Source organism: Pseudomonas idahonensis, from assembly GCF_037903935.1.
Lineage (GTDB): Bacteria > Pseudomonadota > Gammaproteobacteria > Pseudomonadales > Pseudomonadaceae > Aquipseudomonas > Aquipseudomonas danubii.
Map to the genome: position 1 here is coordinate 3,659,955 of NZ_CP149586.1, position 24,978 is coordinate 3,684,932.

The window sequence follows — 24,978 nt, forward strand, 5'->3', positions numbered from 1 at the left end:
GCACCGGCAGCGATGAAAACCGCAGTGACATCAATCAGCCCCTATCCAAAGGTCGCAGGAACTGCAGCCAGGGATACGGTCAGGGCCCTGCTCAGGACCTGTGTTCAGCCAGCTGAATGCCCTGCATGAAGCCTTCGGGCGGCAATGGCTGGCCCAGGTAATAGCCCTGCAACGAATCGCAGCCCAGTTGGGTGAGGAAGGTCTGCTGCACCCCGGTTTCCACCCCCTCGGCGACGATGCGCAGGCCCAGGGCCTGCCCCAGGGCGACAATCGCCGAGACGATGGCGGCGTCGTCGCTGTCGTGCTCCAGGTCGCGGACAAAGCCACGGTCGATCTTCAGCTCGTTGGCCGGCAGGCGCTTGAGGTACATCAGGCTCGAATAGCCGGTGCCGAAGTCGTCGATGGACAGGTCCACCCCCATGTCCGCCAACTGCTGCAGGACGATCATGCTGACGTCGGCGTCGTTCATCGCCGTGGTCTCGGTGATCTCCAGGGTCAGGTTATTGGCCGGCAACTGGTAGCGCTGCAGGGCCTCCTGCACGCTCTTGACCAGCCCCACGTGACAGAACTGCAGGGCCGAGAGGTTCACCGCGATCCGCCAGTGGGTATAGCCCAGGACATACCACTCGCGCATCTGTCGGCAGGCTTCCTGCAGCACCCAGTCGCCGATGGCGATGATCAGCCCGCTCTTCTCCGCCAGTTCGATGAACTTGTCCGGCAGCAGCAGGCCGTGCTGCGGATGTTCCCAGCGCAACAGGGCCTCGGCCCCCACCGGACGACCATTGCTGGCATCGAACTTGGGTTGGTAATACAGGCGGAACTGCTGATGCTCCAGGGCATTGCGCAGGTCCTGAAGCAACTGCAGTTGACGCCGGGCATTGGTGTTCATCGAAGCGTCGAAAAAGCTGTAGCCGTTCTTGCCGGTGGCCTTGGCGTGATACATGGCCGCGTCGGCGTTCATCAACAGTTCCTGGGCGGTCAGGCCATTGCCGGGATACACCGCGATGCCGATGCTGGCGGAGATCTGCAAATCGTGGTCGGCCACGCGGAACGAACGGGACACCAGGCCCACCTGGCGTGCCGCCAGCCGCAGCGCATCTTCCGGCTCGCCGAGCTGTACCAGCAGCACGAACTCGTCACCACCGATCCGCGCCAGGGTGTCCTCAGTGCGCAGGTCCTCGCGCAGGCGCTGGGCCACTTCTCGCAGCAACTGGTCGCCCATGTGGTGACCGAAGGCGTCATTGACCGGCTTAAAGCCGTCCAGATCGATGAACATCAGCGCAAAGCAGCCACCATGGGCGGTGACCCGGTGCATGGCCTGATCGATGCGGTCCGCCAGCAGGATGCGATTGGGCAACCCGGTCAGGGTGTCGTGCAGGGCCAGCTGGGTCAGTTCTTTGTTGGCCTCGGTCAAGGACTGCGCCAGCACTGCGGTGCGGGCTTCCAGCCGCGCATCCAGCACCGAGGTCAGCAAGGCAATGATCAGCACCGCCAGGGTGGTGATCAGCACCAGATTGTCCAGGCCGTTGCCGCTCAAGCCACTGCCCAGCGCACCGCAGAAGCTGCCATCGGCGAAACGCGCCGCGGCCATGCCGGTGTAGTGCATACCGACAATGGCAAAGCCCATCACAATCGCCGCGCCGGTACGGGCAAGACGCACATGGGGCGTGTTCTGGCGCAGGCGAAAGGCGATCCACAACGCCGCCAGCGAAGCACCAAAGGCAATCAGCAACGAAGCGCTGAACAGGCTCGGGTCGTAGTCGATACCCGGCTGCATGCGCATGGCCGCCATGCCGGTGTAGTGCATGCCGCTGATGCCGGTGCCCATGATCAAGGCACCGAACAGCAATTGCCCCAGCGGCAGACGCGGCTGGCTCACCAGCCACAGGGCAAAACCACAGGACAGGATGGAAATCAGCAACGACAAGGCGGTCAGCACGATGTCGTAGCCCAGGTCGATGGGCAGCTCGAACGCGAGCATGCCGATAAAGTGCATCGACCACACACCAACGCCCATGGCCAGGGCTCCGCCGCACATCCATAGATAGGCTGCACGGCCTTTGGTGGTGGCAATGCGACCGGTGAGATCAAGGGCGGTATAGGAAGCGAGGATCGCCACGAAAATGGAAATCACGACCAGTGCGGGGGAGTAACTACCGATGAGCATGGGGCATCTCTTGGTCGTTGTGCCGACAGTTTGCTCGGCGGGAAAAAGCGCAGATTGTACTGATTGCGTAGAAGAACGCATCTACAAAGTGAGCAAAAAGCCAGTAGCCAGACAGAACGTCTGGCACGGGCCCTTAATACCCCTACAGCCCTTGTGGCCAAAGGCTTTGCCCATGTCGCAGGGGGCCTGCATCTCCCCCTGCGCAAAGCCCTGGCGGCGGCCTATTTCTGCTCTTCGCCCTGCACCTGACCATCCCAGCCACCCCCCAGCGCGGCGATCAATTGCACGCTGGCAATCAACCGGCTCTGCAGCAGGCTGAGGACGCTGCGTTCGTTGCTCAGGGCAGTGGCCTGGCTGGTGACCACGTCCAGGTAGGCAATCAATCCGGCCTTGTACTGGTTCTCGGTCAGGCGCAGGGCCTCACGCGCCGAATCCAGGGCCTGCTGGCGCACCTGGGCTTCGTCTTCCAGAACCTTGAGCTGGATCATGTAGTTCTCCACCTCGCGGAAACCGTCGAGCACAGTCTGTCGGTACTTGGCCACGGTCTGGTCGTAGGCGGCTTCAGTGCGATCCACTTCCGCCGAGCGCTGGCCACCATCGAACAGGGTCATGGCCAGTTTCGGCCCCACCGACCAGAACCGGTTCGGCACGCTGATCCAGTCGGCGTAGGTACTGCTGCTGTAGCCTCCGGCCAGGCTCAGGGTCAGGTCCGGGTAATAGGCGGCCTTGGCCACGCCGATATTGGCGTTGGCCGCGATCACCGAACGCTCCGCCGAGGCGATGTCCGGACGCCGCTCCAGCAACTGCGAGGGCAGCGCCAGGGGCACCTGGGGCAGCGCCGGAATCTGCGGGGTTTCTGCCAGGTTGAACTGCGCCGGCGGCACGCCGATCAACACTGCGATGGCGTTCTCGAACTGCGCCCGCTGCCAGATCAGGTCGATCAGGTCGGCCTGGGTGCTTTTGAGCTGGGTCTGGGCCTGGGCCACCGCATCCTTGCCGGACACCCCGGCCTGATACTGGTTCTGGGTCATGGTCAGGGAGCGCTGGTAAGCCGCCACCGTGGCTTCCAGCAAGCGCTTCTGCTCATCGATCACCCGCAGTTGCAGGTAGTTCTGCACCAGCTCCGACTGCTGGCTCAGGCGCATGGCCGCCAGATCGGCGAAGCTCGCCTCGGCACTGGCTTGATTGGCTTCCAGGCCGCGGCGCAGCTTGCCCCAGATGTCCGCCTCCCAGCTCACCCCCAATTGGGTGTTGTAAGTGTCACGAATGCCGCTGCTGGAACTGCTCAGCCCCGAGTTGCTGCTGCCGGTGCCCTGGCTGGCGCGGGTCTTGCCGGCGCTCAAGTCGACACTGGGAAAGAACGCCCCCCGGGAGCTGCGCACCAGGGCCTGGGCCTGACGGTATTGCGCTTCCGATTGGGCGACGCTCTGGTTGGAGTTGTTGAGCTTCTCGATCAGGCCATTGAGCTGCGTGTCGCCGTACAGCTCCCACCAGGCGCCACGGGCCAGGGCATCGCTGGGGTTGGCCTGACGCCAGCCCTGGGCCTCCTTGTACTGCACCGGTTCGGCCACCTGGGGCCGCTGATAGTCGGGACCGATGGCGCAGGCACTGAGCAGCGCCACGCACAGGCCCAGGCTCAAGGCCCGCGAACCCCGGGCCATGGCCAGGCGCTGGGCGGACAGCGGAGAAACAGGACGGGACGAATGGTCGGTCATAGCGGCGTTTCCAAAGCAGCATCGGTACGGACCCCACGCCAGTGGTTGAACTTGTGGCGCAGGCGATCGAGATAGAGGTAGACCACCGGGGTGGTGTAAAGGGTCAGGATCTGGCTGAAGACCAGGCCGCCAATGATGGTCAGGCCCAGGGGCTGGCGCATTTCCGAGCCTTCGGCGTTGCCCAGCAACAAGGGCAAGGCACCGAGAATCGCCGCCAGGGTGGTCATCAGGATCGGTCGCAGGCGCTGCAGGCAGGCACTGCGGATCGATTGCAGCGGGTCCAGGCCCTGGTGGCGCTCCAACTGCAGTGCCAGGTCGATCATCAGAATCGCGTTCTTCTTCACCACCCCGATCAGCAGGAACAGCCCCAGCAGCGAGATCAGGCTGAACTCGCCGCCCAGCACGTAGATCGAGAGCAAGGCGCCGACCCCGGCCGATGGCAGGGTGGAGAGGATAGTCAGCGGGTGGATGTAGCTTTCATAGAGCACCCCAAGCACCAGGTACACCGCCAGCAGCGCGCCGAGAATCATGAACGGCTGGCTCTTCTGGGTGGCGGCGAAGGCGTCGGCGGTGCCGGCCATCTTGACGATCACGTCCTCGGGCATGCCCAGCTTGGCAATCGCCCGTTCGATGGCCGCGGTGCCCTGCTCCACCGTCACGCCTTCGGCCATGTCGAAGGAAATGCTTTCCGAGGCGAACTGCCCCTCGTGGCTGACCCGGTCGTCTTCCAGGCTGTTTTCATAGTGGGCGATGGTCGACAAGGGAATCCGCGCGCCCTCGCTGGTGATCACCTGCACCTGATTCAGGGTAATCGGGTCCCGGGCGTATTTCGGGTTGACCTCCATCACCACCTGATACTGGTTGAGGCTGTCGTAGATGGTGGAGATCTGCCGCTGGCTGTAGGCGTTGTTGAGCACGGCGGTGACCATGTCCATGTCCACCCCCAGGCGCTTGGCCTGGTCACGGTCGACGATCAGAGTCACTTGCTGGGCGCCGTGGCCTTCGCGGGCGTCGATGGCGGTCAGCTCAGGCAAGGCGCGCAGCGCGGTCACCACTTTCGGGTACCACTGGCGCAGCTCGCCCAGATCGCCGCTTTGCAGGATGTAGGAGTACTGCGAGGTGGTCTGCTCGCGGCCGCCGCCGAACTGCAGGTCCTGATCGGCCATCAGCATCAGTTGCGCGCCGGGCACCTTGGGCATTTCCTTGCGCAAACGCTCGATGACCTTCTGCGCCGAGATGTCGCGCTCCTTGATCGGCTTGAGGCGCACCAGCATGAAGGCGTTGTTGGTGCCGTTGCTGCCGCCGATAAAGCCGGCCACGCTTTCCACCGCGGCGTCCTTGAGCACCGCGCGGCGGAAGATCTCCATCTTCGGCTGCATCACGCTGAAGGACAGGCCGTCGTCGCCGCGCACGAAGCCGATCAACTGGCCGGTGTCCTGCTGCGGCATGAAGGTCTTGGGCACCACCACGTACAGGGCCACGTTGACGCCAATGGTGACCAGCAGGCTGAGCAGGGTCAGGCGCTTGTGCCGCAGCACCCAGTCCAGGCTGGTGGCGTACTTGCCCACCATCCACTCGTTGCTACGCCGGCTCCAGCGTTGCAAGGCGTTTTCCTGGCCCGGGGTGTGGGGCTTGAGCCAACGGGCGCAGAGCATCGGGGTCAGGGTCAGGGACACCACCAGGGACACCACGATGGCCGCTGCCAGGGTGATGGAGAACTCACGAAACAGGCTCTCGATGATCCCGCCCATGAACAGGATCGACAGGAACACCGCCACCAGCGACACGTTCATCGACAGCAGGGTGAAGCCCACCTCCTTGGCCCCCAGGTACGCCGCCTTCATCGGCGCGATACCTTCGTCGATGTGCCGGGAAATGTTCTCCAGGACCACGATGGCGTCGTCCACCACCAGCCCGGTGGCGAGGATCAGCGCCATCAGCGACAGGTTGTTCAGGGAGAACCCGTACAGGTACATGATGGCGAACGTGCCCACCAGGGACACCGGCACCGCCAGGGTCGGGATCACCGACGCGCGGAAATTGCCGAGGAACAGGAACACCACCAGGATCACCAGGGCCACGGCGATCAACAGGGTCATCTCCGCCTCGTGCAGGGTGGCCTTGATCACCGGCGAGCGGTCCATGGCCAGGTTGAGCTTGACGCTGGCCGGCAGCACCGCCTGCAACGCCGGCAACTGGGCCTTGATCTCGTTCACCGTCTCGATGATGTTGGCCCCGGCCTGACGGTTGATCACCAGCAGCACCGCCGCATCGTCGTTGAAGAAACCGCTGTTATAGCGGTCTTCCACGCCGTCGCTGACCTTGGCCACGTCTTTCAGACGCAGGGCCGCACCGTCCTTGTAGTGGATGATCAGCGGCTCGTAGTCGCGGGCCTTTTCCAGCTGATCGTTGGCCTGGATCTGCCACAGCCGCTGCTCGTCCTCCACCGAACCCTTGGGCCGACGCTGGTTGGCGTTGGCAATGGCGTTGCGCACGTCGTCCAGGGCCACGCCGTACTGGTTGAGCAACTGCGGCTCCAGCTCGATGCGCACCGCCGGCAAGGAGCTGCCGCCGATCTGCACTTCGCCCACGCCCTGCACCTGGGACAGGCTCTGGGACAGGATGGTCGAGGCCAGGTCGTAGAGCTGGCCCTTCTCCAGCACATCGGAGGTCAGCGACAGCACCATGATCGGCGCCTGGGACGGGTTGACCTTCTTGTAGGTGGGCATGCTGCGCATGCCGCTGGGCAGCAGGTTGCGCGAGGCGTTGATGGCCGCCTGCACTTCCCGGGCTGCGCCATTGATGTCGCGGTCCAGGTCGAACTGCAGGATCACCCGGGTCGAGCCCTGGCTGGAGCGGCTGCTCATGGTGTTGACCCCGGCAATCGCGCCGAACGAGCGCTCAAGCGGCGTGGCCACGGTGGACGCCATGACCTCGGGGCTGGCCCCGGGCAGGCTGGCCTGGACCACGATCACCGGGAAATCCATCTGCGGCAGCGGCGACACCGGCAGCAGGCCGAAGCTGACGCCGCCCAGCAGCATGATCGCCAACGACAGCAGCATGGTCGCCACCGGGCGCTTGATGAAAGGTCCGGACAGGTTCATGGCTGAACGCCCCGGGCTGGAGGCTGGCTGCGGCCCTTCATGCCTCCACCTCTTGGGCGTCTTCACCTTTGCCGAAGCGCCGGCCCAGGCGGTCGAAGTACAGGTAGATCACCGGCGTGGTGAACAGGGTCAGCACCTGGCTCACCAGCAGGCCGCCGACCATCACCAGGCCCAGGGGCTGGCGCAGCTCGGCACCCGAACCCGTGGCCAGCATCAGCGGCACGGCGCCGAACAGCGCCGCCAGGGTGGTCATCAGGATCGGCCGGAACCGCAGCAGCGCCGCCTGATAGATCGCCTGCTCCGGGGCCATGCCCTGGTGGCGTTCGGCGTCGAGGGCGAAGTCGATCATCATGATCGCGTTCTTCTTGACGATGCCGATCAGCAGGATGATGCCGATGATCGCGATCATGCCCAGGTCATTGCCGCTAAGGATCAGCGCCAGCAAGGCCCCCACCGCCGCCGAAGGCAGGGTGGAGAGAATGGTGATCGGGTGGATGTAGCTCTCGTAGAGCACCCCCAGGACGATGTACATGGTCACCACCGCCGCCAGGATCAGCAGCAAGGTGCTCGACAGCGAGGCCTGGAAGGCCTCGGCGGCGCCCTGGAAGCGGGTCTGCACCCCCACTGGCATGCCAATGTCCTGCTGCACCTGTTCGATGACGTTCACCGCCTCCCCCAGGGCCACACCGGGCGCCAGGTTGAAGGACATCATCACCGCCGGGAACTGGCCGATATGGGCGATGGCCAGTTGCGCCTGGCGCTCCTCGACATGGGCCAGGCTCGACAGCCGCACTTGCCCGCCGTCGGTGGTCTTGACGTGGATCTGCTCCAGGGCCTGGGGGCCGATGCGCTCGCCGGCCTGGGCCTGGAGCACCACCCGGTACTGGCTGGCCTGGGTGTAGATGGTGGAAATCTGCCGCTGGCCGAAGGCGTCATACAGGGCGTCGGTGATGTTGGCCACCGAAACCCCGACCCGGGACGCCGCATCGCGGTCGATCACCAGGTACACCTGCAGGCCCTTGTCCTGCAGGTCGCTGGCCACGTCGGTGAGTTCCGGGCGCTGGGCCAGGGCTTCGCTCAGGCGCCCGCTCCACAGGGCCAGCAGCTCGGCGTCCGGCGAAGACAGGCTGAACTGATACTGGGTACGACTGACCCGGTCCTCGATGGTCAGATCCTGCACCGGCTGCATGAACAGGCGGATGCCCAGCAGTTTGTCCACCTCAGGCTGAATCCGTGCAATCACCTGGGCCGCGCTCAGGTCACGCTGGTTGTGGGGCTTGAGGTTGATCAGCAGACGGCCACTGTTGAGGGTCGCGTTGTCGCCGTCGACGCCGATGTAGGACGACAGGCTTTCCACGGCCGGGTCCTGCAGGATGATCTTCGCCAGGTCTTGCTGGCGTTGGCTCATGGCGGCGAAGGATACCGACTGCGGCGCCTCGGAAATGCCCTGGATGACTCCGGTGTCCTGCACCGGGAAGAAGCCCTTGGGCACCACCAGGTACAGGAACACGGTCAGGCCCAGGGTGCCGACGGCCACCATCAGCGTCAGGAACTGATGCTTGAGCACCCATTGCAACTTGCGCCCGTAGCTTTCGATCAACCAGTCGATCCAGGCGCCGCTGGCGCGGTAGAAGCGCCCCTGCTCTTCAGGCTTGGGCTCACGCTTGAGCAACCGCGCGCACATCATCGGCGTCAGGGTCAGGGACACCACCAGGGAAATCAGGATGGCCACCGCCAGGGTGATGGCGAATTCGCGGAACAGCCGGCCCACCACATCCGCCATGAACAGCAGCGGAATCAGCACCGCGATCAGCGACAGGGTCAGGGAGATCAGGGTGAAGCCGATCTGCTTGGCGCCCTTGAGCGCCGCCTGCATCGGGCTGTCGCCCTCCTCGATAAAGCGCGAGATGTTCTCCAGCATGACGATGGCATCGTCCACCACGAAACCGGTGGCGATGGTCAGGGCCATCAGGGTCAGGTTGTTCACCGAAAAACCGGCCAGGTACATCACCCCGAAGGTGCCGATCAGTGACAGCGGCACGGCAATCGACGGAATGAGGGTGGCGCTGGCGCGACGCAGAAAGAGGAAGGTCACCATCACCACCAGGGCGATGGCGATGAACAGCTCGTGCTGCACATCCTTGACCGAGGCGCGGATGGTCTGGGTGCGGTCGGTGAGCACCGTGACGTCCAGGCCCGCCGGCAGGTTGTCGGTGATGCTCGGCAGCAGCGCCTTGATCCGGTCCACCACCTCGATCACGTTGGCCCCGGGCTGGCGCTGGATATTGAGCAGCACTGCCTGGTTTTCGTTGGCCCAGGCCGCCAGCCGCTCGTTCTCGGCGCCGTCGACGATCTCGGCGACATCCTTCAGGCGCAGCGGTGCGCCATTCTTGTAGGCCAGGATCAGCTCGGCGTAATCCTTGGGCGAGGTCAGCTGGTCGTTGGCATCGAGCATGGAGACCCGGGTCGGGCCGTCGAAGTTGCCCTTGGGCTGATTGACGTTGGACGCGGCAATCAAGGTGCGCACATCCGCCAGGTTCAGGCCATTGGCCGCCAAAGCCTCGGGGTTGACCTTGATCCGCACCGCCTGGCGCTGGCCCCCGGCGATGCTGACCATGCCGACGCCGCTGATCTGGGCGATCTTCTGTGCCATGCGGGTGTCGACCAAGTCATTGAGCTTGGGCAGCAGCATGGTCTTGGAAGTGATGGCCAGGGTCAGCACCGGGGTGTCCGCCGGGTTGACCTTGTTGTACACCGGCGGCGCCGGCAGATCCTTGGGCAGCAAGTTGGTGGCGGCGTTGATGGCCGCCTGCACCTGTTGCTCGGCCACGTCCATATTGATGTCGAGGCTGAAACGCAGGGTCAGCACCGAGGCGCCACCGGAGCTGGTGGAGGCCATTTGGGTCAGGCCGGGCATCTGCCCGAACTGGCGCTCCAGGGGCGCGGTGACCGCGCTGGTCATCACGTCCGGGCTGGCCCCGGGGTACAGGGTCATGACCCGGATGGTCGGGTAGTCCACCTGGGGCAAGGCCGAGACCGGCAACAGGCGATAGGCGATCAGGCCGGCCAGGACAATGGCCAGCATGCTCAGGGTGGTGGCTACCGGACGCAGGATGAACAGTCGCGAGAAATTCATGCGCCGACCTTTTGCGCCTTGCCATCAGCCGGCTTGCCATCCGCGGCCGGTGCAGCGGCGGGCTTGCCCTGCAGGTGTTCGGTGGGGCTGGTGGGCACTTCGCTGCTGTCGTTGACCACTTCCACCTCGCTGCCGTCCTTGAGGCGGTCGGTGCCTTCCATCACCACACGGTCGCCGGCCTTGAGGCCGTCCTTGATCACCGTCAGGTCGCCGTTGCTGTCGCTCACCTGCAGTTGGCGGATCTTCACCTTGTTATCACCATCCAGGGCGTAGACGAAGGTGCCGTTGGTGCCGAACTGGATCGCTGCCGAAGGCGCCAGCACCACGTTCTTCAGGGTGTCGGCCAGCAGCCGCACATTGACGAACTGATTGGGAAACAGGCCCTGGTCGCGGTTATCGAAGCGCGCCTTGAACTTCAGGGTGCCGGTGGTGGTGTCGATCTGGTTGTCCAGGCTCTGCAGCATGCCGCTGGCCTGCAATTTCACATCGCCCCGGTCCCAGGCTTCCACCGGCAGCTTGGCGCCGCTGTGGTAGCGCTTGAGCACGGTGTCCAGGCTGTTCTCCGGCAGGGTGAAGGCCACGCTGATGGGCTGGGTCTGGGTGATGATCACCAGTGCCGTGGTGTCATTGGCCGACACCAGGTTGCCCACGTCCAGCTGACGCAAGCCCACGCGTCCGGCGATGGGCGCACGGATATTGGTGAATTCGAGGTTGAGCTTGGCGTCGTTGACCGCCGCCTGATTGGTCTTGACCGTGCCCTGGTACTGGCCCACCAGCGCCGCAGCGGTGTCCAGGGTCTGTTTGGCGATGCTGTCCTGGGCGTACAGGCCGCGATAACGCTCAAGGTCGACCTGGGCGTTCTTCAGCTGGGCCTGGTTCTGCAGCAGGGTGCCCTCGGCCTGGAGCAAGGCATTCTGATAAGGACGCGGATCGATCTGCGCCAGCAAGTCGCCGGCCTTGACCATTTGCCCCTCCTCGAAGTTGACCTTGACCAACTCCCCCGCTACCCGGCTACGCACATTGATGGTGTTGAGTGCCGTCACCGTGCCCAGAGCCTTGTAGTACAGCGGGAAGTCACCCTGAGTCACCGGCGCCACCCGCACCGGGATCGGCCCGCTGGCACCGCCGAAGCCAGGGCGCAGGCTGCCGCTGCGTCCGGTATGCCCGGCCGCGGCCTTCGCCTGAGCACCCTCTTTGGGGGCGCTGCCGGCGGGCCAGAATTTCCAGCACAGGCCGATCACCAGCAGCAGGACAAACAGGCCGAACAGCCAGCGACGAGAGTTGCGGGGAGCAGAGGATTGCATGGAGTGATCAACCATTGGGCGCGTGGGAGTCTTCTTTGGGGAAGGCTGAAAGATAAGCACTAGAGCGGTTTTAGCAAAGCGCCTTTACCGGCAATTTACCTTTGACTGACGTTTCAAGGTGCGGCGCTAAGCCACTGAAGCACAAATAAAAACGGCCTGGACAGAGCCAGGCCGTGAATAATTGTAAAACCTGTTACTTGAGCACGGCCAGGGCCGCGTCGTAGTTCGGCTCTTCGGCGATTTCCTTGACCAGCTCGCTGTGCAGCACGGTGTCGTTTTCATCCAGCACCACCACGGCGCGGGCGGTCAGGCCGGCCAGCGGGCCGTCGGCGATGGCTACGCCGTAGTTTTCGATGAACTCGCGACCGCGCAGGGTCGACAGGTTCTGCACGTTTTCCAGGCCTTCGGCGCCGCAGAAACGGGCCTGGGCGAACGGCAGGTCAGCGGAGATGCACAGCACCACGGTGTTGGCCAGCTCGTTGGCCTGAGCGTTGAACTTGCGTACCGAGGTCGCGCAGGTCGGGGTGTCGACGCTTGGGAAGATGTTCAGCACCTTGCGCTTGCCGGCGAGGCTGCTCAGGGAAACATCGGCCAGACCGGCGCCTACCAGGGAGAACGCAGGGGCTTTGGAACCCACTTGCGGCAGTTGGCCGTTGACCTGAACCGGGTTGCCTTTGAGAGTGACTTGAGCCATGAACGGAGTCCTTTATTGAACAGTGATGATGGAACAGCAATGAGAAATTCTTGAGAGGCCGAAGTTAAGCATGAAACGGCGCGGGCACCTATTGCCGGGCGGATAAATTGTCCAACAAACCGCTTCAGCAACGCCCCGGCGAGCCGCGCAATGATCGCCGATCATGGATCGGTAATCGTAGGAGCTGGCTTGCCAGCGAAGACGTCCGCAAGAGCACCGCAAGGCTCAAGGGCCCTTTCGCCGGCAAGCCGACTCCTACAGGTGCGCCAGCAGCAGGTCCGCTACCGGGCCGCCGGAGGCCGGGTTCTGCCCGGTGATCACCCGCTGATCCTGCACGGCAAATGGTGCCCAGGGCGCGGCGGCCTTCTGGTACAGGGCACCGCGCTTGACCAGTTCGGTTTCCGTCAGGTACGGCACGTATTGGTCCAGCTCGGCCAGCTTTTCCTCTTCATTGGAGAACCCGGTGACCTGCTTGCCAGCGATCAGCAACGAACCGTCCCCCAGCTTGATGTTGAGCAAGCCCACTGCACCATGGCAGACCGAACTGACATAACCACCCTGCTCGTAGATGTCACGGCTCAGGGCCTGCAACTCGGGGTTATCGGGGAAATCCCAAACCACGCCATGCCCGCCGGCGTAATAGATAGCCAGGTAATCCTCGGAGCGGACCTGCTCCGGCTTCAGGGTCGCGCCCAGGCGGCTCATGAAAGCGCTGTCCTGGTACCACTGCCAGTCGGTGTCGTCCGCCATGGCCAGGCTGTGGGGATCGATGGGCACATAACCGCCCTTGGGGCTGACGTAATCCACCTCGAACCCTGCCGCCTCGACCTTTTTCACAAAGTGCACCGCCTCACCCAGCCACAGGCCGGTGGCACGGTTCAAGGTCGGGTACTTGGCCACGCTGGTCAGGACCACTAGAATTTTCTTGCTCACGGCATGCTCCTTGGCTATCCACACAGAGAATCACGAAGACGGCTCGACGCTCAGCAAGCGCACCATGTTGCGGTGCCGGGCATCGAAAATCCGCGCCATGTAGGCGTTGACCACCAACCGTTCCAAAGGTGCACCGCCGATGGCCCGATAGGTCACCCGGTCGGTGTACAGGGTCCCCCCTTCGGCGGCCTCCACCCGATGCTCATGGCGAAAGGCTCGCAACGGCCCCTTGAGCATTTCATCGACAAAATGCCGCTCGCCCACCTCACGTATAACCACCGTCCATGTCGCCGGAATGACACCCCACATCCAGTGCCTGAAGCTGAACTGGCGCCCGGCGCTGATCCGCAGATCGTGCAGATCGATGCCCCCCAAGGGCGTGACGGGCTCGGGAAAGATCTTCGGAAAGTTGGCCCCCTCAAGACAGAAATCCAGGACCTGAGCCGGGCTGCAACCTGCCAGAAAAGTCGTGCGTTCAACTACGGGCATACCTGAAAGCTCCTTCCTCAACCAGAGTACATATCACATACAGGATTAGGATAATCCTATAACTAGTTGTTTTTATTGGCTTTATTATTCTATAAACAACATTAAATTAACCTTATAGATAATAAGGCAATAGTCACAAATCACTTGAGGTTGTCCATTCCCTCCGAGCAGCCCCATACAACTCGGAGCACAGCTTCCGCGCATGGCAAATCAGCGCAGACCCGATCCCTGCCGCCCCCTACGGCCAACGCTGAGCCGTCCTGGCCTTCCTGCTTTTCAATAGACGGATTCGAGTCGAGGACTTTTATCCGGGAAACCGGTAGGGTGCGCAATTTCCTCCATCCATTACTGGATGTTGCTGCCGGTTGCACGGAGTTTTACCGCCCAATGAGTTGCTGGACCCTACTCGGCCTGCCCGCCACCGCAGATACCCGGACCATCAAGCGCCACTACGCCAGGCTGCTCAAGCAGACCCGTCCGGATGAAGACCCGCAAGGTTTCCAACGCTTGCGCGACGCCTATGAAGAGGCACTGGCCCATAAGGATTGGGAGCAACAGAACGAGCCCCTGGAGACGCTCGAGACCTGGGCAGACAACGCGCCGGCAACCTTGGCACTGTCACCGGTGCAGCGGGTGGCCATGTTGCTCAAGGAGCTGCCTGTCGATCAGCTCGACCAGCGCTATCAGCAGGCCCAGGAGCAGGCGTGCGCCTATGAGTTCGAACTGGCCCTGCTGCGCTATTGCGTCGAACACCCGGCACAAGCCGACGCGGTGTTGCACTGGGGGTTCGAGCGTCTGCGCTGGATGAGTGCCTGGCAACGCCTGGATCTGCCGGAGTATCTGGTGCAGGAGTTGCAGCAGCAGCTCTATCAGCGAGTACAAGAGCCACTGGCCGCAGCCCTGGAGGCCAAGGATGAAGCGGCGTTCCTGAAGGCCTACGCCCAGCGTTCAGCCCATGCCTGGCTGCTGCACCTGCAACACCGACAATGGTTCAACCAATGGCTGGCACAGACACTGGCCAACAGTCCTTATTGGTCGGTGGCGGTGTTCCAGGCGGTCTGCGCCGGCCAAGGCTGGCACACCAACAGTGCAGACAACTGCCCGGAACAGCTCTGGCCGCGGCTGTTGAAACGCCATCAGGCACCGCTGTACCTGGCCCACCAGCAACAACTGGCGAGCGAACCGCCGAGCACCCCGGAACACCGTGCGGCACGCTTGTTACTCGCGCCCCTGAGCTTCAGTCAGCGCCGCGCCTGGGCCCGACACCTGGGCAACCTGGACTGGCAGGCCTGCCACAAGCTGGCCGCAAGCCTGGCGGCAGACTACCCGCAAGTCGCCGCCGGCATGCCCGCCAGCAATCCCTACTTCTGGCGAGACTGGGAACACGCGATCAACAGCTGGCCGATGCTCCTGGGGGTGGTCCTGGCCTGCCTGACCGGCGCCGTGAGCCAGTACAGCGGGCAAGACGCCAGCCCCTGGGAGATTGTCGGCGTCACGCTGGTCTGGGCCCTGTGCTTCTGCGCCGCGGGCGAAGGGCTGCAGCGACTTTGGCGCCCCCTGAGCCAACGCCTGTTCCAGTGGGACGAGCGCCTCAGCCAACACCTGCCTCGGCACCAGACGCCCTATCACGACGTGCAGCTGATCCGCGACCTGCTGCCCGCGGCGCTACTGGGCGCACTGCTGGGCGTGGCGATCCACCCAGTAGCCACTATCACTTATCTCGGGGTCCTGCTGCTGGTGGCCCTGGCCCGTCAGCGCCAGATCGACCCGCTGAACGCCTGGCAACGCATCAACCCCTGGCCGCGTCGCCTGCTGCTGGGCACAGGACTGGTGCTGCTGGTGGCCGTCATCGCCACCCTCAAGTGGTTCGACGAGCGCTACACCGCCGGGCGTTATCAGGGCCTGCAGCCCTGGACCGAACGGCTGTGCGCGCGCATGCCGGCCGATACCCCCGAGTGCGCAGCACCCGCCACCCAGGAGCAGTGGTACCCCAAGGAGGAGCGGCCATGAGCCAACGCCCCTTGTTGCTTTTCGGTTGCACGCTGATTTTCGGCTTGTTTGCGCTCCTGGCTGCCGGAGCCCCGATCGCCCGCTTCGAACTGTGGCAGGCCAGCCTGGACAGCCCCGCCAGCGCCCAGGCCGCGGCCAGGGCGCCGCTGATCGACTGCGTCAACCAATACGATGTGCCTTGGCGCCTGGGCTACTACACTTACGGCACTCAAGCGGCCTGGCGCGCGGCGTTCACCGACCTGCTGAACAATGCCAAGGACTTCGCAGACGGCGCGAAGACCAACATGGATACCCTGCCCGCCCGTGACTGCGAACCGCGCATGCTCTATCGGCTGCGCCACCTGCAACCCGACGCCCCGCTGATCGGCTTGGCCGAGCGCTATATCGACGCACTGCACCAGGCCAACCTGGCCCGTCGCGCTCATTCCAGCGCCGTACCCGGTGCTTACATGCCGGCCGAGGAAGACGCGGCCACTGTTGCCCTGCTCAAGCCCAAGTTCGACCACTACCTGCAAGCCTCCGCCGACCTGCGCGCTGCCCTGGCGAGCGCAGACATCGGCGCCCGACGCGAGCAACAGCGGCTGCTTGAGCAACGCCTGGGGCAGGACATCCACTGGCACCTGCTGGACTACATGATCCAGGCACGACTCACGGTGGAGCAGATCAGCCAGGGCATGCACGAGAAAACCCTGACCCCGGCGCAACTGGCACAGGCCAGCCAGGACCTGCAACGGACCAGGGATGCCGGGCAGCCCTTGCGCAACCGACCACAGAGCAGCCGCACGCAACCGGCCTATTACCTGTGGAGCCAGATCACGCGGCCGGCGCAGCGCTATCAGCAAGCCTTGCTCGCCCTGCTGCAGGACTGGCAGAAACAGGCTGAGCCACAGCATCTGAGCGAGGACTATCACGCCGTCATGCGGGCCTACGACTCGCTGCTCAGCTACTACAACAAGCAGGCCCAGATGGACTATTGAAGCGGCAGCGGCGCTGTTGGCCGCCGCCGGACAGCCAGGCCCTAACGCCCCTTGAACTTGGCGAAAGATTGGTGGAAGTCCGCCGCCCAACCGTCGATGACGTTCTTCACGTCATCGGCCTTCATCACTTGCGTGTCGTTTTCCAGGGGCTTGCCAGTGCCCTTGCGCACCACCTGGGCAATGACCTTGCCGCTGCTGCCATCAAGAAACACTGCCTCGGTGCCCAGCGTGGTTTGCTGGTCGCGAATTCCGCTGGCGGTGCTGACCGCCGCGGCCACCAGGGCCACAGGAATGATTTCATAAGGCTTCAGGCCTTCGGTTTTACTGCTGACCGCCGTGATTGCCGCCCGCACCACTAGCACCCCCGGCCCGGGGCCTTGAGCCAGGGGCAGGCTGCGCGCCGCCTCACGCCTGAGGGCCTGGTCGTAGTACTGATTGATGCCGTCGAGGGTGCTCTGGGGAATCTTCGCCGTGGCTTGTGGCTGCGGATAGAACTGGGTGGGTTCGATGTAGATCGCCCGGTACCGGTCGGTATCCAGCTTGGGATCGATCCAGCGCATCACCTCCACCCCGGAGGGCGACTTGGCCTCCTTGAGTCGGCTGTAATCCTGGAGAAACCCGGAGTATTCATCGGGCTGGGTCACGTTGCTGGAGCAGCCGACCATGGCCAAAGAGGCAAGGCACGCCGTGCCGATCATTAATGCAAGTTTCATGGGTAACTCCTGTAGGTGAAACAGCCAGAAACTGGCCAGGGGAGTTACAGGTATAGCCAAAAGTTTGTCGCTGGGCAGGGTGTTTTTAGGATGGAAAGGCCCCAGGGGCCCCGGCGAAAGCCATCTTCGGGGCCCCTTCGCCGGCAAGCCGGCTCCTACGGGAAAGGTGCCGGCGGTTACCGGCGGCGGAACAGCGGGCGGGGCTCGATCACTGAGCGGCCATAGAGCACGCTCATGCCCACCAGTCCCTTGAGAGCGTCCAGGGCGCATTTGTCTTCGCGCACGGCAAAGCTGTCGAAGCCGCACTGGCGCATATGGCTCAGTTGATCGCGCAGCACGTCGCCAATGGCCCGCAACTCGCCCATCCAGCCCAGGCGGGTACGCAGCAGGTAGGCCTGGCTGTAGCCCCGGCCATCACGAAAGCTCGGGAAGTCCACGGCAATCAGCGGGATCAGCTTGAGCCAGGGCTTGAGGCTTTCCACTTCGTCATCCGGGCCGATCCATACGCCGTCCCGGGCCGGGTGATGCTCGATGCGACGCATCAGCCACAGAGCCAGGGGCAGGATCAGCGGCCCGTCGGGCAGCGTATCGTCAACCCCGCGCACCAGGCTCCAGGCATCGTCCTCGACCAATTGGGCTTCGCCCTCGCACAGCCGCAGCAGATTGTTCATGCCAGCGCCTCCAGGGCCTTGGGATAGACCCGCTCCTTGAACGGCTCCAGGCCGATGCGCTGCAGGGTCTCGACGAAGGGTTCGTCGCTTTCGCGGTAGCGCACGAAGGTGGCGATGATGCGCTCGATCACTTCGGGGATTTCCTCGGCGCTGAAGGACGGCCCGATCACCTTGCCCAGGGCGCTGTCACGCCCCTTGGCGCCGCCCAGGGTGACCTGGAACCACTCGCTGCCGTTCTTGTCGACCCCGAGGATGCCGATATTGCCGATGTGGTGGTGGCCGCAGGCGTTCATGCAGCCGGAGATGTTCAGGCTGATGTCCCCCAGGTCATGGAGGTAGTCCAGGTCCTCGAAGCGCTGCTGGATGGCCAGGGTAATCGGCAGCGACCTGGCGTTGGCCAGGGCACAGAAGTCGCCGCCCGGGCAGGCGATGATGTCGGTCAGCAAGCCCGCGTTGGCGGTGCCCAGGCCGTGCTCAGAGGCACACTGCCAAAGCTCGAACAGCTGCGACTTGGGCACATCCGGCAAGACGATGTTCTGTTCATGGGCAATACGGATCTCGCCGAAGCCGAAACGCTCGGACCAGTCGGCCACCGCCTCCATCTGCTGACCGGTGACGTCCCCCGGCGGCGAGCTTGGCCCCGGTTTGGTGGACAGCACCACGCAGGTGTAACCCGGCACCTTGTGCGGGTGCACATTGCGCGCCACCCAGCGGGCGAAGGCCGGCGACTCGGCCAGGTGGCTGCCGTAATCCAGATCGGTGTCCGCCAGGCGCTCGTAGATCGGCGGCACGAAGGCGCTGGCGACCCGTTGGTACTCTTCGTCGGTGAGCTGTGCCGGACCATCCTTGAGGTGCTGCCACTCCTCCTCCACTTCCTTGGCGAAGGCCTCGATGCCCAGGGCCTTGACCAGGATCTTGATCCGCGCCTTGTACTTGTTGTCACGCCGGCCATAGCGGTTGTAGACCCGCAGCACCGCTTCGACGTAGGACAGCAGGTGCTGCCAGGGCAGCCCGTCACGAATCTGCAGGCCAAGGATCGGCGTGCGCCCCAGGCCTCCGCCGACGATCACGCGCAAAAGCATTTCGCCGCTGCGGGCACGATAAAGATACAGGCCGATGTCATGCATCATGATCGCCGCGCGGTCCTGCCTGGCCGAGCAGATGGCGATCTTGAACTTGCGCGGCAGGAACAGGAATTCCGGGTTGATGGTGGACCACTGGCGCAGGATCTCCGCCAGGGGGCGCGGGTCCAGGTACTCATCGGCGGCGACCCCGGCAAAGGCCTCGGTGGTGATGTTGCGTACGCAGTTGCCGGAGGTCTGGATGGCGTGCATCTCCACCTCGGCCAGGCGCTGCAGGATGTCCGGCACCTGGGCCAGCTCGATCCAGTTGAACTGCAGGTTCTGCCGGGTGGTGAAGTGACCGTAGCCGCGGTCGAAATCCCGGGCGATGCTGGCCAGGGTACGCATCTGCCGGGCACTCAGGGTGCCGTAGGGAATCGCCACCCGCAGCATGTAGGCGTGCTTCTGCATATACAGGCCGTTCTGCAGGCGCAGGGGCAGGAACTCCTCCTCACTCAGTTGGCCGCCCATGAAGCGCTCGACCTGATCACGAAACTGCGCCACCCGCTCAAAGACCAGGGCCCGGTCATAGTCGTCGTACTGATACATGTGCCTACCTCATCCTCATCGGTGCTGGTCGTGCTCGAAACGGCGCGTATTGTGAGGGGGCGACTATGCGCGTACGGCGCAGAACGTTACAGATTCAGGTAAAAACTAAAAAACCATATCAGCGGCCACCACAGCGCCGTGGACATGAGATAAATCTGATCCGTATTAATGCAGTTTTTCTGAGCCTGTTTTGTTTCCCCGCTGATTCCTACAGTGCACCCCGTGCCAGACCGGGTGGCCTGGCAAGACTTTGCAAACGTGGAAGCATTGACCATGAACTCAGCAACAATCGGACAGGCTTACAACTACAAGGTGGTTCGCCAATTCGTCGTCGCAACCGTGGTATGGGGCGTGATCGGCATGGCCATGGGGGTGTGGATCGCCTCGCAACTGGTGTGGCCGGAGATGAACCTCGATCTGCCCTGGAGCACCTTCGGCCGCCTGCGGCCGCTGCACACCAGCCTGGTGATCTTCGGCTTTGCCGGCAGCGCCCAGTTCGCCGCCAGCTACTACGCCGTACAGCGTACCTGCCAGGTGCGGCTGTACTCCGACACCCTGGCCGCCTTCACCTTCTGGGGCTGGCAGTCGGTGATCGTGATCATGCTGATCACCCTGCCCCTGGGCTACACCACCACCAAGGAATACGCCGAGATCGAATTCGCCGGCGCGGTGTGGATGGCGGTGGTCTGGGTGGCCTATGCCATCGTCTTCTTCACCACGGTGGTGCGGCGCAAGAGCCAGCACATCTATGTCGGCAACTGGTTCTTCGGTGCCTTCATCCTGGTGATCGCCATGCTTCATGTGGTCAACCACCTGTCGATCCCGGTGGACTGGTTCAAGTCCTACCCGGTGTATTCCGGCGCCACCGACGCCATGGTCCAGTGGTGGTACGGGCACAACGCCGTGGGCTTCTTCCTGACCACCGGCTTTCTCGGGATGATGTACTACTTCGTGCCCAAGCAAGTGGGACGCCCGGTGTATTCCTATCGCCTGTCCATCGTGCACTTCTGGGCGCTGATCACCCTGTACATCTGGGCTGGCCCGCACCACTTGCACTACACCGCCCTGCCGGACTGGGCCCAGTCCCTGGGCATGGCCATGTCGCTGATCCTCCTGGCCCCCAGCTGGGGCGGCATGATCAACGGCATGATGACCCTCTCGGGCGCCTGGCATAAGTTGCGCACCGACCCGATCCTGCGCTTTCTGGTGCTGTCCCTGGCGTTCTACGGCATGTCGACCTTCGAAGGCCCGATGATGGCGATCAAGACCGTCAACGCCCTGTCCCACTACACCGACTGGACCATCGGCCATGTGCACGCCGGGGCCCTGGGCTGGGTGGCAATGATCACCTTCGGCGCGATCTACCACATGGTGCCCAAGGTCTTCGGCCGCGAGCAGATGTACAGCGTGCCACTGATCAACCTGCACTTCTGGCTGGCCACCATCGGCACCGTGCTCTACATCGCTTCAATGTGGGTCAACGGCATCACCCAGGGCCTGATGTGGCGCGCGGTCAACGAAGACGGCACCCTCACCTACTCCTTCGTCGAGGCCCTGGTGGCCAGCCATCCGGGGTTCGTGGTGCGTTTTGCCGGTGGTGTGTTCTTCCTCAGCGGCATGCTGCTGATGGCCTACAACACCTGGCGCACCGTACGCGTGGCCGATGAAGAACTGGCCCTGAGCGACGCGCAGATCGCCTGAGCCAGGCATTGCCCGCCGGTCCCAGTGACCGGCGGCTTTCTTTAGGGAGCCGGATGAGCGATGGATATTCTGTTCAATCTGCTGGGGGTGGCGTTTCTCTACCTCAGCATCGAGTACTGCCTGCGCCACCAGAGCGCCAAGAGCCTGGATGACGCCAGCCTGATTCCCTTTGCCGACGACCCCGACGTAGCGCATCGCGTGGAAGTGGCCACCGGCAAGAAGATCAATGCCGTGGCGCCGGAAGAGCCCAAGCCGGGATGGATCAACCTGGACATGTAACGCACTCCGTAGGAGCCGGTTTGCCGGCAAAGAGGCCCGCAAGACTTGTACATGGCCGGAGGCCGCTTTCGCTGGCAAGCCAGCGCCTAAAGTTGCCGGTGCTGCGTGTTACCCATAAGAGCCGGCTTGCCGGCGAAGGGGCCCGCAAGACCTGCACATGGCCGGCGCTCGCTTTCGCCGGCGAGCCAGCGCCTGCATCAGGCGCGCTCGCGGGGGATCAGGCTCTGCAATTGGGCCGCCAGGAAGTTGCCGTCGAAAACGAAGGTGTCGGGGTCCTTGAGGCCGTTGGTCTTGCGCCATTGCCAGGCGCCGCTGGCCTCGCCCACCAGGGAAACACTGCCCAGGCGCGCCGCCGTCAGGCCGATCACCGCCAGGGAAATCTGCCCATTGGGCCCCATCACATCCGGGACGAACTCCACTGGTTTGCCAGCGATGACGATGGTCAGCTTCTCGCTGTAGAAGCTGGAGCTTTCCAACGGCAATGCCGGACTGAAGGCCACATAAGGCTCGCGGTGCAGCTCCAGCAGATCCGGCAGCAGCACCGGTGCCAGCCACTGTTCAATCTGCCCGAACAGCTCATGAATACGCCGGGCCCAAACCACCGACTGGCTGTCGAACAGCTGCTTCTTGTGGGCTTCGCTGGCGGCGTAGTGGCGGAGCATCTCGCCCAGTTGCTGGATATCGTCCATTGCGGTGTGTCCCTGGCATCGACCTTTGGGAACTGCAGGTCGCCGGTATTGATCATGGCAGATGCCGGTCCCGGGCGTTGGGGTGTTTACCCCAGGGCCAGCCCATTCCTCTAGCCGCTGGCACCGGCCTTGCCCCTGCATGTCGCTGCGGGCCGTTTACTGCCCGCGGCTGGGATACCGGACAGGTACAGGGAGACAGGAGTGAAAACGCAGCCGGTACTGGCGCGGGGTCAGGCCGAGGCTTTTGCGCAAGGCGCTGCCCAGGTGCGATTGGTGGGCAAAGCCGCTGTCGTGGGCAATGGCCGCCAGGGGCAGGTCCGTGCGCTCCAGCAAGCGCCGGGCTGCCTGCAGCCGCACCTCGGTGATCCAGGCATGGGGCGTCATGCCGACGGCGCGGCGAAAGTCCCGCAGCAGGCGCAGTTCGTTGTGACCGTAAGTGAGTGCCAATTGCGCCAGGGACAAGGGCTGGGCGTACTGGTCGGCCATCTGCTCCAGCACCTGCCCCAGCCGTGGTAACGGCGCCGTAGGAATGTGGCGGGACTGGGACAGGCCGACAAAGGCCAGGGCACAGTGCTCCAGGGCCAACTCATCGATGACAGGCGCCAAGAGCAGGCGCCGGGCCTCACGCCCCAGGGCCAGGGCCTCGGCATGCCCCGGACGCTGCAGGCGGCGCTCGCCGGGGATCAGCGGCGTCTGCTCCTGCCAGCGCGCCAGCAGGTATTCGCCGCCACGGGCAGATTCGGAGAACACCTCAACGCCCTTGGGCGTCAAGGCCAGGGTGCCGGGCCAGGTGTCGAAATCCTCACGCCGATCGGAGTCGATGGCATGCACCCCGCGCTGGCGCTCCAGGGTCACGCCCAGGGTCTGCCACTGCGCCGGATCGCGCGCGCTGTAGGCGGCTGCGGGCAACAGTTGCAGAAGCAGCCGACCGCCCAGCAGACGGTGTTCGAGGACCTCGGGCATGTGAAATTTCCTGATAGATCGCCAGCTCAGGCGAGACGAAACTGAAGCTCACTCACCCACACCACAGAGGAGTTGCCCATGCGCACCATCGGCCTGATCGGCGGCATGAGCTGGGAGTCCAGCGCTGAATACTACCGCCTGATCAATCAGCAGGTTCGCGATCAATTGGGGCCGCTGCGCTCGGCGCGGTTGCTAATGTACAGCGTCGACTTCGGGCCTGTCGAACAGGCCCAGCACGCCGGGCGCTGGGATGAAGCGGCGCGGATTCTGATAGACGCCGCCCAGCGATTGCAGGACGGCGGCGCCGAGTGCCTGGTGCTCTGTACCAACACCATGCACAAGGTGGCCGAGCAGATTCAGGCGGCCACTGCCGTGCCCTTCCTGCATATCGCCGACCCCACGGCCCAGGCCGCGCTGGCGGCAGGCACCCTGAACGTCGGGCTGCTGGGCACCGCCTTCACCATGGAGCAGGAGTTCCTCAAGAGCCGCCTGAGCCAACAAGGACTGAATGTGCTGGTGCCCGATGCGCAGGAGCGCCAGGCGGTGCACCGGATCATCTACGAGGAATTGTGCGTGGGGGTCATCAGCGACGCGTCGCGCCGGGTGTACCAGCAGGTGATCGAATCACTCAGGGCCCGCGGCGCCCAGGCCATCATCCTCGGCTGCACGGAAATCGGCCTACTGCTCAAGCCAGAGCACAGCCCCCTGCCCCTGCTCGACACCACCGAATTACATGCCCGGGCGGCGGTGGATTTTGCTTTGCTGGAGTGAACCTCAAGGCCCGCAGGGCCTTGCTTGGCGATCGCCTGCCGAACCTGGGGCGGACTCAAGATCTTTGCGTCTCCTGCGGAGCCGATCGCAGCCTGCGGCAGCGGCTACAAAATGGCTCGGCACTGACCTGTAGCCGCTGCCGAGCCCTGGCGAGGCTGCGCAAAGGCCCGCAGGGCCTTGCTTGGCGATCGCCTGCCGAGCCTCGGGCGGACTCAAGATCCCTGCGTCTCCTGCGGAGCCGATCGCAGCCTGCGGCAGCGGCTACAAAACCTGGCTCGGCACTGACCTGTAGCCGCTGCCGAGCCCTGGCGAGGCTGCGCGAAGGCCCGCAGGGCCTTGCTTGGCGATCGCCTGTCAATCTTGGGCGGACTCAAGATTCCTGCGTCTCCTGCTGAGCCGTTCGCAGCCTGCGGCAGCGGCTACACAAACCCGGCCTCAACGACGCAGACGGGCCATGCTCAGCACGTCGACGTATTGCCCGCCACGGATGGCGTAGTCCCGCAGTTGGCCTTCGGTTTCAAAGCCGAACTTCTGGTACAGGCCGATGGCCGCCTGGTTGTCGGCATACACCGTGAGTTCGACCCGGCGCAGGTTCATCCAGTTATCCGCCACCTCCAGTACCGCCGCCAGCAGACGGCTGCCGACGCCCTGGCGCTGCCAGGCCGGGGACACCCCCATGGCCACGTCTGCGCAATGGGCGCGGCGCACCCGCGCCACCTGCATCAGGCTGCAATTGCCGATCACCGCGCCCTGGTGCAGCGCCACCAAGGCAACCAGCCCTTCGTGGTCCTGCCCCAGCCCTACCCGTTTGCGCCACAACTCGCGGGACTGGTAAGGCAGTTGCAGGGTCTGGGCCGCCACGCTGGGTTCGCTGTACAGCGCCGTCAGACCCTCGATATGGGCTTCGGTGCAACGCTCGATAACGATAGTGGGATTGGCGTTAGGCATGGCCGGTCTTCCTTGAAATGGAAATGGCCATCGAGTGTAAGGGC

Annotated in this window: 19 protein-coding genes; 5 read left to right on the top strand and 14 right to left on the bottom strand. The window is 64.0% G+C overall.

Annotated features, from left to right (window positions below):
* Positions 1-91: 91 nt before the first annotated feature.
* From WIN67_RS16475 to WIN67_RS16510, 8 genes are all read right to left on the bottom strand, one after another.
* On the bottom strand, positions 92-2,167 hold the full coding sequence (locus WIN67_RS16475) for a putative bifunctional diguanylate cyclase/phosphodiesterase (RefSeq protein ID WP_339069323.1): 2,076 nt from the start codon (positions 2,165-2,167) through the stop codon (positions 92-94).
* Positions 2,168-2,388: 221 nt separating this feature from the next.
* Positions 2,389-3,882 carry an efflux transporter outer membrane subunit gene (locus WIN67_RS16480; RefSeq protein ID WP_317068793.1) on the bottom strand — a complete coding sequence of 498 codons (1,494 nt, stop codon included), beginning with the start codon at positions 3,880-3,882 and terminating at the stop codon, positions 2,389-2,391.
* Positions 3,879-6,986: an efflux RND transporter permease subunit gene (locus WIN67_RS16485; protein ID WP_102879180.1), complete on the bottom strand. Its 3,108-nt coding sequence runs from the start codon at positions 6,984-6,986 to the stop codon at positions 3,879-3,881. Before WIN67_RS16485 ends, WIN67_RS16480 begins: the two co-directional genes overlap by 4 nt.
* A 37-nt stretch (positions 6,987-7,023) precedes the next feature.
* Positions 7,024-10,122, bottom strand: a complete 3,099-nt coding sequence (locus WIN67_RS16490; RefSeq protein WP_102863427.1) for an MdtB/MuxB family multidrug efflux RND transporter permease subunit — start codon at positions 10,120-10,122, stop codon at positions 7,024-7,026.
* Positions 10,119-11,441 carry an MdtA/MuxA family multidrug efflux RND transporter periplasmic adaptor subunit gene (locus WIN67_RS16495; RefSeq protein ID WP_110653295.1) on the bottom strand — a complete coding sequence of 441 codons (1,323 nt, stop codon included), beginning with the start codon at positions 11,439-11,441 and terminating at the stop codon, positions 10,119-10,121. Before WIN67_RS16495 ends, WIN67_RS16490 begins: the two co-directional genes overlap by 4 nt.
* A 178-nt stretch (positions 11,442-11,619) precedes the next feature.
* Positions 11,620-12,120 (bottom strand): thiol peroxidase, encoded by a 501-nt coding sequence (gene tpx / locus WIN67_RS16500; protein WP_102863425.1) that lies wholly within the window; start codon positions 12,118-12,120, stop codon positions 11,620-11,622.
* Positions 12,121-12,375: 255 nt separating this feature from the next.
* A complete protein-coding gene (locus tag WIN67_RS16505) occupies positions 12,376-13,053 on the bottom strand; it encodes a type 1 glutamine amidotransferase domain-containing protein (protein ID WP_339069327.1) in 678 nt (225 codons plus the stop codon).
* 30 nt (positions 13,054-13,083) lie between these two features.
* On the bottom strand, positions 13,084-13,542 hold the full coding sequence (locus WIN67_RS16510; protein ID WP_110653297.1) for an SRPBCC family protein: 459 nt from the start codon (positions 13,540-13,542) through the stop codon (positions 13,084-13,086).
* 387 nt (positions 13,543-13,929) lie between these two features.
* Here WIN67_RS16510 and WIN67_RS16515 point away from each other — a divergent pair, with 387 nt between their 5' ends.
* Together WIN67_RS16515 and WIN67_RS16520 are read left to right on the top strand one after the other, a co-directional pair.
* A complete protein-coding gene (locus WIN67_RS16515) occupies positions 13,930-15,552 on the top strand; it encodes a J domain-containing protein (RefSeq protein WP_110596851.1) in 1,623 nt (540 codons plus the stop codon).
* Positions 15,549-16,529 carry a DUF3829 domain-containing protein gene (locus tag WIN67_RS16520; protein ID WP_339069329.1) on the top strand — a complete coding sequence of 327 codons (981 nt, stop codon included), beginning with the start codon at positions 15,549-15,551 and terminating at the stop codon, positions 16,527-16,529. The genes WIN67_RS16515 and WIN67_RS16520 overlap by 4 nt, the downstream gene beginning before the upstream one ends.
* Positions 16,530-16,570: 41 nt before the next feature.
* Here the strand turns inward: WIN67_RS16520 and WIN67_RS16525 are convergent, their stop codons facing one another.
* The 3 genes from WIN67_RS16525 to WIN67_RS16535 all read right to left on the bottom strand — a co-directional run bounded on the left by WIN67_RS16525 (position 16,571) and on the right by WIN67_RS16535 (position 19,583).
* Complete coding sequence (locus tag WIN67_RS16525) at positions 16,571-17,242, bottom strand: DUF3313 domain-containing protein (protein WP_102879173.1); 672 nt, start codon at positions 17,240-17,242, stop codon at positions 16,571-16,573.
* A 176-nt stretch (positions 17,243-17,418) separates the two neighbouring features.
* Complete coding sequence (locus WIN67_RS16530) at positions 17,419-17,913, bottom strand: DUF934 domain-containing protein (protein WP_102879172.1); 495 nt, start codon at positions 17,911-17,913, stop codon at positions 17,419-17,421.
* The gene (locus WIN67_RS16535) at positions 17,910-19,583 is read right to left on the bottom strand and encodes a nitrite/sulfite reductase (RefSeq protein WP_102863418.1); all 1,674 of its coding nucleotides are present in this window, start codon (positions 19,581-19,583) and stop codon (positions 17,910-17,912) included. The genes WIN67_RS16530 and WIN67_RS16535 overlap by 4 nt, the downstream gene beginning before the upstream one ends.
* A gap of 273 nt (positions 19,584-19,856) precedes the next feature.
* Here WIN67_RS16535 and ccoN point away from each other — a divergent pair, with 273 nt between their 5' ends.
* Together ccoN and WIN67_RS16545 are read left to right on the top strand one after the other, a co-directional pair.
* A complete protein-coding gene (ccoN, locus tag WIN67_RS16540; protein WP_102863417.1) occupies positions 19,857-21,284 on the top strand; it encodes a cytochrome-c oxidase, cbb3-type subunit I in 1,428 nt (475 codons plus the stop codon).
* Positions 21,285-21,344: 60 nt separating this feature from the next.
* Complete coding sequence (locus tag WIN67_RS16545) at positions 21,345-21,563, top strand: CcoQ/FixQ family Cbb3-type cytochrome c oxidase assembly chaperone (RefSeq protein ID WP_102863416.1); 219 nt, start codon at positions 21,345-21,347, stop codon at positions 21,561-21,563.
* A gap of 197 nt (positions 21,564-21,760) precedes the next feature.
* Here WIN67_RS16545 and WIN67_RS16550 read toward each other — a convergent pair whose 3' ends face one another.
* Positions 21,761-22,252 carry a hypothetical protein gene (locus WIN67_RS16550; RefSeq protein WP_102879170.1) on the bottom strand — a complete coding sequence of 164 codons (492 nt, stop codon included), beginning with the start codon at positions 22,250-22,252 and terminating at the stop codon, positions 21,761-21,763.
* A 156-nt stretch (positions 22,253-22,408) separates the two neighbouring features.
* Positions 22,409-23,215, bottom strand: a complete 807-nt coding sequence (locus WIN67_RS16555) for a helix-turn-helix domain-containing protein (RefSeq protein WP_267268283.1) — start codon at positions 23,213-23,215, stop codon at positions 22,409-22,411.
* A gap of 78 nt (positions 23,216-23,293) precedes the next feature.
* On the opposite strand from WIN67_RS16555, the gene WIN67_RS16560 reads away from it, so the two are divergent.
* Positions 23,294-23,986: an aspartate/glutamate racemase family protein gene (locus WIN67_RS16560; protein ID WP_102879168.1), complete on the top strand. Its 693-nt coding sequence runs from the start codon at positions 23,294-23,296 to the stop codon at positions 23,984-23,986.
* A gap of 435 nt (positions 23,987-24,421) precedes the next feature.
* Here the strand turns inward: WIN67_RS16560 and WIN67_RS16565 are convergent, their stop codons facing one another.
* Positions 24,422-24,934 carry a GNAT family N-acetyltransferase gene (locus WIN67_RS16565; protein ID WP_296413250.1) on the bottom strand — a complete coding sequence of 171 codons (513 nt, stop codon included), beginning with the start codon at positions 24,932-24,934 and terminating at the stop codon, positions 24,422-24,424.
* Positions 24,935-24,978 lie beyond the last annotated feature (44 nt).